Annotated in this window: 6 protein-coding genes; 4 read left to right on the top strand and 2 right to left on the bottom strand. The window is 40.5% G+C overall.

Annotated elements, in window-relative coordinates; genetic code table 11:
* From GJU39_RS22620 to GJU39_RS22630, 4 genes are all read left to right on the top strand, one after another.
* On the top strand, positions 1 to 1,325 hold a 1,325-nt coding region (locus tag GJU39_RS22620), incomplete at its 5' end, for a Mu transposase domain-containing protein (protein ID WP_154283269.1).
* A gap of 43 nt (positions 1,326 to 1,368) precedes the next feature.
* Positions 1,369 to 1,707 (top strand): P-loop NTPase family protein, encoded by a 339-nt coding sequence (locus tag GJU39_RS24020; RefSeq protein ID WP_245228069.1) that lies wholly within the window; start codon positions 1,369 to 1,371, stop codon positions 1,705 to 1,707.
* Complete coding sequence (locus GJU39_RS22625; RefSeq protein WP_245228070.1) at positions 1,658 to 2,119, top strand: ATP-binding protein; 462 nt, start codon at positions 1,658 to 1,660, stop codon at positions 2,117 to 2,119. Before GJU39_RS24020 ends, GJU39_RS22625 begins: the two co-directional genes overlap by 50 nt.
* Before the next feature lie 310 nt (positions 2,120 to 2,429).
* Positions 2,430 to 3,302, top strand: coding sequence for an IS110 family RNA-guided transposase (locus GJU39_RS22630; RefSeq protein WP_154283270.1), 873 nt, complete (start codon positions 2,430 to 2,432; stop codon positions 3,300 to 3,302).
* Positions 3,303 to 3,617: 315 nt separating this feature from the next.
* On the opposite strand, the gene GJU39_RS22635 is transcribed toward GJU39_RS22630, so the two are convergent.
* Positions 3,618 to 5,390, bottom strand: a complete 1,773-nt coding sequence (locus tag GJU39_RS22635) for a RagB/SusD family nutrient uptake outer membrane protein (RefSeq protein ID WP_154283271.1) — start codon at positions 5,388 to 5,390, stop codon at positions 3,618 to 3,620.
* A gap of 11 nt (positions 5,391 to 5,401) precedes the next feature.
* Positions 5,402 to 8,437, bottom strand: a complete 3,036-nt coding sequence (locus GJU39_RS22640) for a SusC/RagA family TonB-linked outer membrane protein (protein ID WP_154283272.1) — start codon at positions 8,435 to 8,437, stop codon at positions 5,402 to 5,404.
* Between the last annotated feature and the right edge of the window lie 100 nt (positions 8,438 to 8,537).

Consider the following 8,537-nt stretch of genomic DNA (forward strand, 5'->3'; position numbering starts at 1 on the left):
CCCCAGCAGCGCAAATGCACGACTGGCTGAAAGAACACAATGTAAACTTTCCCGTGGTCAGTCCAAAAACTGCCTTTAACTTCGTCCGTTCGGTCAGAAACAAATACAATATTCCCAAAATCGAGCAGCAAAGGGAGTATGCCTGTGTTGCGGAGCTCCCCTATGGCCAACAGGCACAGGTTGACTTTGGTTTCTACAACATGTCAACTACCCTTGGCAAAACCAAAAAAGTCCAGTTCTTCACTTTTGTGCTTGCGCGTTCACGATACAAATATATCTATTTCAGTGATACCCCTTTTACGACCGAATCTGTTATCGGGGCACATGAAAGAGCATTTGAATTTATAGGGGGATGTCCAATAGAGATTGTATATGACCAGGACAGGCTCTTCATGGTTTCAGAAAATCTGGGTGATATTATTCTAACCGCTGGTTTTCGCAATTATGTGCGCTCAACCAAATTCACCACCCACTTTTGCCGTAAGGCCGACCCGGAGAGTAAAGGTAAAGTGGAGAACGTGGTAAAGTATGTAAAACAGAATTTTCTATATAACCGTTCTTTCAGAGATCTGGAGACCCTGAATTCCGATGCGCTGGCGTGGTTGTCGAGAACCGCAAATACAATGATCCACAATACAACCAAACTAGTTCCGCATCAGGAATTTATTATAGAGCAGGCTTTTTTATTTCCCTGGCAGCCAACTGATATTAAACAAACTGACTATCCTTCATATACCGTCCACAAGGATAATAAGATCTCTTATAAAAGCAATGTCTATAGTGTACCATTTGGAACCTACAAAAAGGGAAAGACTGTGCTTCTAAAGATTACCTATGAGCAGATCATTATCATGGATCACAGCCATACTGAAGTATGCAGACACGAAATCTGCAGGCTCAAAGGCCAGAAAATCCTTTCACGGGATCATGGAAGGGACAAAGAAACCGCGATTGTGGAAATGATGGAGGAGTTCTGTGATCTGATGGAAAATAAGCTTAAGGCAATCAACTGGATTAGTCAGATTAAAAGCCATAAACCACGATACATCCGTGACCAGATCCAGCTATTAAAGTCAACCATAGTTGGCCTGGATCCCGGAATAGCCTCCCGTGCATTGGATTATGCATGCAGCCATAATATCGTAAGTGCAACAGACTTCAAAGCAATCGTAAAAAGTATGGTCAGGGAGAATCAGGCGGCAGGGACATCTGAGCCCAAAATAATCCAGTTTAACCCATTGAGTGGTGAGAGTCGAAAAAATGCAGACACGGCCCCACAACAGAGCGATCTGAACAGTTACGACGAGATATTCGATCAAAAATAAATACAGCAGGGCCATTGGTGGCTCTGTTATTAAACACCAGGACATGGAAATACAAAAACAGGAAATCAGACAGCTTTGCAGCAAATTCATGCTGACCGGTATGGGAGCGAATCTGGAGGACACCGTGAATGATGCCGAAAAAAATGGGATCGGCTTTATGCAGTTTACATTGCAGCTGTTGAAAAGCGAGGTCGAACATCGCCAGCGAAAGGATGAGGTCAAGCGGATGAAATCAGCAGGCCTTCCCAGGAGCAGTGACCTTGCAATTTACGACGCAGAAAAAAAATGGGCTAAGAACAGAAAGACTCTCGCAGCTGAGGGAGCTCAACTGGATGGATCAGTTATTCAATATGGTATTAATGGGTCCTTGCGGAACCGGTAAGACACATCTGGCAGCTGGATTATGTCGCGATGCAGTGAGGGCCGGGTATAAGGCATACTTCAGATCAATGGATGAAATCATAAATACACTCAGGACAAAGGACTTTGTAAAATCACAAATGCTGGAGTATAACAGGTTGATTAAATCCAATATGCTGGTGCTGGATGACATCATGTTATTCCCACTAGAAAAAAACATGGCAGTGGCGTTCTTTAATTTTATAAACCATATTTATGAATCCACCTCAATTGTAGTTACCACAAACAAAAAACCTACAGAATGGGCCAAAATGTTAGAGGATGAAGTTATTGCAACAGCGCTACTTGACCGGCTCCTTTTTAAGTGCGAAGTCGTTAATCTTACCGGCGACAGCTTTAGGCTTCAGAACCGGCAAACTTTCTTTGAATCTTAAAAATATTAAACTACTTTTGAAACGGACTCTGTATTTATTAGTGCCAATTTCTATGCACCATTCTTGCCATAAATACTGCATTCCATCTTACGAAAAACTCTGCATTCTTTATTACCGACTACAAGCAAACGAGAGAGACCGTAAGTTTCAGCGAACAAACGATCAATATTGGATTAGATGTTCACAAAAAGAACTGGTCTGTATCTATCTACTTAGGAAATACCTTTGTTAAAACGTTCCACCAGGAATCAACAGGTAGTGTATTGTTAAACCATTTAAAAACACACTATCCCCAAGGTAATTATCGTGCTTGTTACGAAGCTGGTTTCTGTGGATTTTCGGTACAACGAGAGTGGGTATTCATTGTGATGTAGTCAACGCCAGCGATGTTCCTCAAACCAGTAAGGGAATGCTCAGTAAAACAGATGCTTCGGATTCACGAAGAATTGGCGAAGCCTATGCAAAAGCAATGTTAAAGCCAATTTATGTACCCAGTAGTACCAATGAAGCTGACAGGAATTTAATCAGCTATCGGCAAAGGGTACAGAGAGATTTAAAGGCTAAAAAGCAGGGCATCAAATCGTGTTTGAATATTTTAGGATTGAAAATACCGATACAATACGATCAGCCCTACTGGACAAACAATTTTATCACTTGGTTAAAACAATTAGAGATTACGGATGTGAGTAACAAAATCACAATAGATTTTCTTATTGAAGATGTATCGATCTTGCGCAAACGGCTATTTGCAACCAATAGTCAAATACGGAAACTATCACAGAGCAAGCAGTATAAGGATACCTACATTCAGCTCACTTCTACTCCCGGCGTAGGTTTAATTACGGCAATGACCATGCTAACAGAAATAGGCGACATTAACCGCTTTGATAGTTTTGAGAAATTTAATTCATTTATAGGATTATGCCCCAGTGAATACTCATCGGGAGAACACGTTTATAAAGGAAAGATGACCACCAGAGGGCATAAAACAATAAGGGCTTTGATTATAGAATGTGCTTGGATCGCGATACGGAAAGATCCAGCACTAACCCTAAAATATCACGAGCTGATAAAAATAAAAACACCCAAAAGAGCCATTATTGTCATTAGTGGGAAATTATTATCCAGAATATTTACCATCTGGAAGAACAACAAAGAATATGTAACAGGGGTATTAAAATAACCAAAACGAAAATTGAATATATGTAAAGATTAAAAATTAAATTTCATTATTAATGCTATTGTACCACTTTAAGAGGCTGAATATAATTTCTTGAGACAGTTTGTGGACAATCATTAAAATTAAACTAACAGATACTTGTAACTTGATTACTAATAGGAGTCTGAAATTTTAATGTTTTTTTTCTAAATTTGTATTCAACAATAACGAAATAGTCCGAAAAACAGGCATAACTATTCTGTTATGCCCGTTTTAAGGGAATTTATTGCCCTTCTCTCTCTTGAAGGCCCATTTTATTCATAGGAGCCTCTTCGAAAATTACCAGCCCGGATTTTGGATCAGATTCTGGTTTTTGTCAATTTCGCCCTGTGGAATTGGCCAAAGCGTATGTTTTGATGTAGTTAATCTCGTTTGATTTCTTGAGCTTATGCGTTTTGAAGCACTTGAGGTATAGTCTGGTATGTCATTTAGATCTTTAACTCCTGCCCCAAAGCTCGGGATTGCTGGAACGTCTGTTGGGTTTTTAGCAGCTCCCACAATTGGCCCGTTTACTGCATCGTTGTAAATGCCCCATCTTATTAAATCAATAAATCTAACGCCCTCCATCGCAAATTCTACAGCACGTTCTCTTCTTACTAGTTGCCTTAGTACATCTTGGGTACCTAAAATTGTAATCGGCTGGCTAGCTCGGGTTCTAACAAGATTTATGGCCGATGTAACTGTTGCGTCAACTTGATTCAGTTCTATTTTTGCTTCCGCATAAGTCAATAAGATATCTGCATACCGCATTAAAATGTAACCAGATTTACCGGCAAATGCATTTTGAGCCGGATCGATATATTTTCTCCAGCAGTAGCCTACGCCACCAACTGCACCCGTTGAGCCAAATTGCCATACACTATTAGTGGACGAAACATAATCTGGGTTTCCCGCAACATTCACAAAAGCATTTGTAGTCCAGTTGTATCGGATAACTATATCAGAGTAAATGTTGTACTGAATGCGCTGAACCGGATTTTGGTATGGAAGGGACGCGTTCGCTCCTGTAGCTACATTAATTTCATCTCCGGGCATAAATATTGTCCAGCCGAGGCGTTTATCTCTGTTCTTTGAGGGATTAGCCGGATCATAAAGTGGAGATTGATCAATTCGCTTTCCATCGGTACATTCAAATTTATCAACCATCGCCTGGTTTGGGTAGTTGTTGCCGGAAGTGCCTAAAACTTGACGGGGAAGAAGCCCGATCTGTAAATAACTCAATGGGTTGGCATTGTCGGAAGGTAATTGGGTCATAAAAAGTATCTCATTTCCTGCATTTGCATTTTGTCCCGCAAGTGAAAATAGATTGTTAAATGTTGGGTTTAAACTGTAGGTATTGGCATCTATAACAGCTTTGGCCGTATTAGCCGCGGTCTGATAATCTTTCATCAACATTGCAATTTTAGCTTTTAACCCATATGCCACACCCTTATTTACCCGGCCCCGATCATTTTGTGCAGGTAACGAGCCCCAGGCTTCGTCCAGATCCTGATATAACCGAGCGGTAATCAGTGCCTTGGATATGCGTTTTTGTGTGTCATACTCAGAGGGAGCAAGTGGGGCCGTAAAAAACGGAACATCTCCAAACCAGACCATCAAATGATAATAAGACCATGCTCTTAATACCAGAGCTTCTGATCTCATTCTTTTGTAAGCTACTGTGGGAGTGGCTGTCTCCCCTGCTTTCATGCCTTCAAGAAAGCTATTTGTTCTCGAAATAAGTGCATATGCATTGCTCCAGGCTGATGCCGGAATGGCGTTTCCATTAACAAAAGGACCATTGTCGCCCAGGGCCATAAGATCCTCCTGATCGCTTCCTTTTCTGGAGAGGCCAAAATCTGTAGCCGCCTCAATCCTCTTTAGCAGCGGTGTATTGGTTGCCCCATAATTCCATTGCGCTCCGTTATATACACCGGTTAGCCCAAGTTTTATTTCGGCCTCGTTAGTTAGGAAATTTGTAGATGAAATGGTATCAAGCGGTTGAAGATCAAGGGTTTTTTTACAGCCCGAAATCGTTACGCCTATTATTATAATATAAAATATCTTCTTCATTTTAATGCTGATTAAAAATTAACATTTATTCCTGCGGTAATCGTTTTCATTAACGGGTAAAACTCTCCGTTTTGGTTATTCACTTCCGGATCAAAACCTTCCCAGAATTTAGTTATGGTAAACAGATTTTGGCCGCTAACAAACAATTTTGCATTTTTTACGTGGAGTTTGCTTAAAAGGGTTTCGGGTAGTTTGTAGGATAGATTTACGTTTTTTAAGCGTAAGTAGGCCGAATTCTTTACCCAGAAAGAAGAAGTAGTTCCATTTACGCCAATTGCAGGTAATAACCTGGGGAAAGTTGCATTTGGGTTGTCAGGAGTCCAATAATCTTTATGTACTTCTAACAAACCGGGAATAAAGTCTGCAGCATAAAAAGGGTAGGCCCCAGTTCCAGAAATGTAGTTTTCCTTTTTCCCTACACCTTGAAAAAATAATCCCAGTTCGAAGTTTTTGTAACTGAAATTGGCATTTAAACTGTATTCGTATCTTGGAAAGTTATTGCCAATAAAGGTACGGTCGCTCGGATCGATTTTTCCATCGCCATTTAAGTCTTTGTATTTAATATCTCCAGGTTTTGGTACGAAGAAATGGGTAGGAGAGGCGGCTATATCAGCATCAGACTGAAAGTAACCATCGGCTTGGTAACCAAAATAAGAGAATAATGATTGACCCACTGCTGTACGCACCGAACCACCATCAAGATATGGAACGCCGGGAAGACTGGTCACTTTGTTCTTTGAATCGGCAAACAGACCGGTTACATCAATTCCAAAATCACCAATTTTTTTGCGGAAATTCAAGGTGAGCTCATATCCGCGGTTTTCCATTGTTCCTGCATTAACATATGGCGCATTTAATCCCACATAAGTCGGGATCGGTTTAATTAATAAAATGTTACTAATCTCACGGATATAATATTCTCCTGTAAAAGTAAAGTACTTAGCAAAGGTAAGGTCGAGCCCTATGTTTTTCTGCTTTGATTTTTCCCAGGTTATGTTTGGGTTAGGCGCATCGAGTAAAGTATAACCTATATTGGTAACACCATTGAAATAAGCATTTAAACCTGAAGTATAGTTAGCTGCAAAAGGATAAATACTTGATAATGCCTGATTACCTAAACTTCCATAAGAAGCCCTGAATTTACCAAAACTAATTATATTGCTTAAACCTTCAAAGAAATGCTCTTTGCTGAATACCCAGCCGGCGGATGCTGATGGAAAAAAGCCCCATTGTTGATCCGCTGTCTGTGAAAACCTTGAAGAACCATCGTAACGTCCGTTTGCTTCCAGTAAATATTTTTCCTTGTAATTGTAATTAAATCTTCCAAAAAAACCAACAATGGCTGTCTGATAAGCACCGCCTGCATTAGTTTGATTCAACGTGCCCAGGTTTAAATAGGGCAGGTCCTGATTAGTGAAATCGGTTCTGGAGGCACTTATTCCACGGTAGCTAAACTGTTCATTCTGCACCCCTGCGAGAAATTTAAAGTTGTGTTCTTTTATAGCGCCTGTATAAGACGCCTGCGCCTGATAGGTTGTTCTAATATTTGTAGAGTAAGATTCGCTTAAACTGTTTGTGCCTGGCCATTTGTTTACCAGATCATAAGATTGGTTGGCTACGTTAGGTTGATAAATATCCACATTTTTAACCTGTGTTTTCGTGTTGGGTATCGACGATTCACGTGCAACAAAAGCTTCGATGTCTATATTCGTGATAGGTTTGTAGGTGAAGCCGATTTTGCCAAGTGTAGATTGTGTAATGGTATTCGAAGTACCGGCTGCTTCGGCCTGGGCAAGTGGATTTCTATTGTTGCTCTGGCCAGCGTTGCCATACATTCCATCACCAAATTTAGCACCACCTATAGGAATTAAACCTATAGCTTCGCGAATAATAAATTCGGGTGAGTTTGTTGAGGGAATAGTGGTGTTGTTTTGCGTAAAATTAAGTACGGCATTGAAGCTTAATTTATCATTTACTTTCAGGTCCGGGTTTATGCGGATGTCGGTTTTCGTATATCTGGTGTTTGGTATTAGTCCGTCCTGGCTCAGGTACGTTGCAGATGCGAACAATTTTAGGTTTTCACCACCTGCTGATACATTAACATTTTGATTTTGCATAAATCCAGAGTTGGTAAACAGCAATTTTACCCAATCGTTGTCAATTACATCCAGGTTGTTCGGTGGAGTAGTTGCATATTTATCTATAGTGGCCTGGTTATAAACAAAAGCATTTGGGTTACCGGTACTGTTTTGCTGAGCCACATTGCTGAGTTTCATAAAATCCAAAGCACTTGCTCTCTCAGGTATATTGGTTGCTTTTTGCTTGGTGTAAAAAGAATTATAGCTGATGCTTAATTCCTTCCCTTTTGCCCTTTTGGTACTTACTAAAATAACGCCATTTGCCGCCCTGGAGCCATATACTGCTGTAGATGCAGCATCTTTTAGTATTGTAATGGATTCAATGGCATTGGCATCAATATTATCCAGACTTGATACAACACCATCAACAAGAATGAGTGGGCCTTGTCCGGCATAGATAGAGCTTAAACCACGAATGTTAATGGATGCTCCGTCTGCTCCCGGTCGTCCCGATTGCTGTGTTACCGTTACACCTGGAGCTAAGCCCTGTAGCAGGTTACTGGAAGTAGACACCTGTCGCCTGGTTAGTTCCTCATTTTTAAGTGTGGTTACCGAACCTGTTAAATTCACTTTTTTTTGTGTGCCGAATCCTACTACAACTACCGCATCCAGATCATTGGTTTTGCTAACCAATGCTACCGAAAGGGTAGAAGACGTTACCGGAACTTCCTGGCTTACGTAGTTTATGGAGCTAAGTACAAGCAAACTTCCTTGTTTGGCCCTAATTGTAAAGGTTCCGGCTGCAGTGGTCGATGTTCCGGTTTTTTGACCCTTTACTACAATAGAAATGCCTTCGAGTGCCTTTCCAGATTGACTGTCGACAACCTTTCCTGTAACGGATACATCCTGCGCACGAACAAAAAGAACGCCCAGGATTAGCATTAAAAATAACAGTAGTTTTTTCTTCATAATATAATTGTTTTGTTGGTTCGCTTAACTCTTACGAATTAAGTTTTTAAAAGCTAAAATTAACTTATAATTATTTCACTAAGTAATAAATTATTTTAAT

This window comes from Pedobacter petrophilus (genome assembly GCF_009674725.1).
GTDB lineage: Bacteria > Bacteroidota > Bacteroidia > Sphingobacteriales > Sphingobacteriaceae > Pedobacter > Pedobacter petrophilus.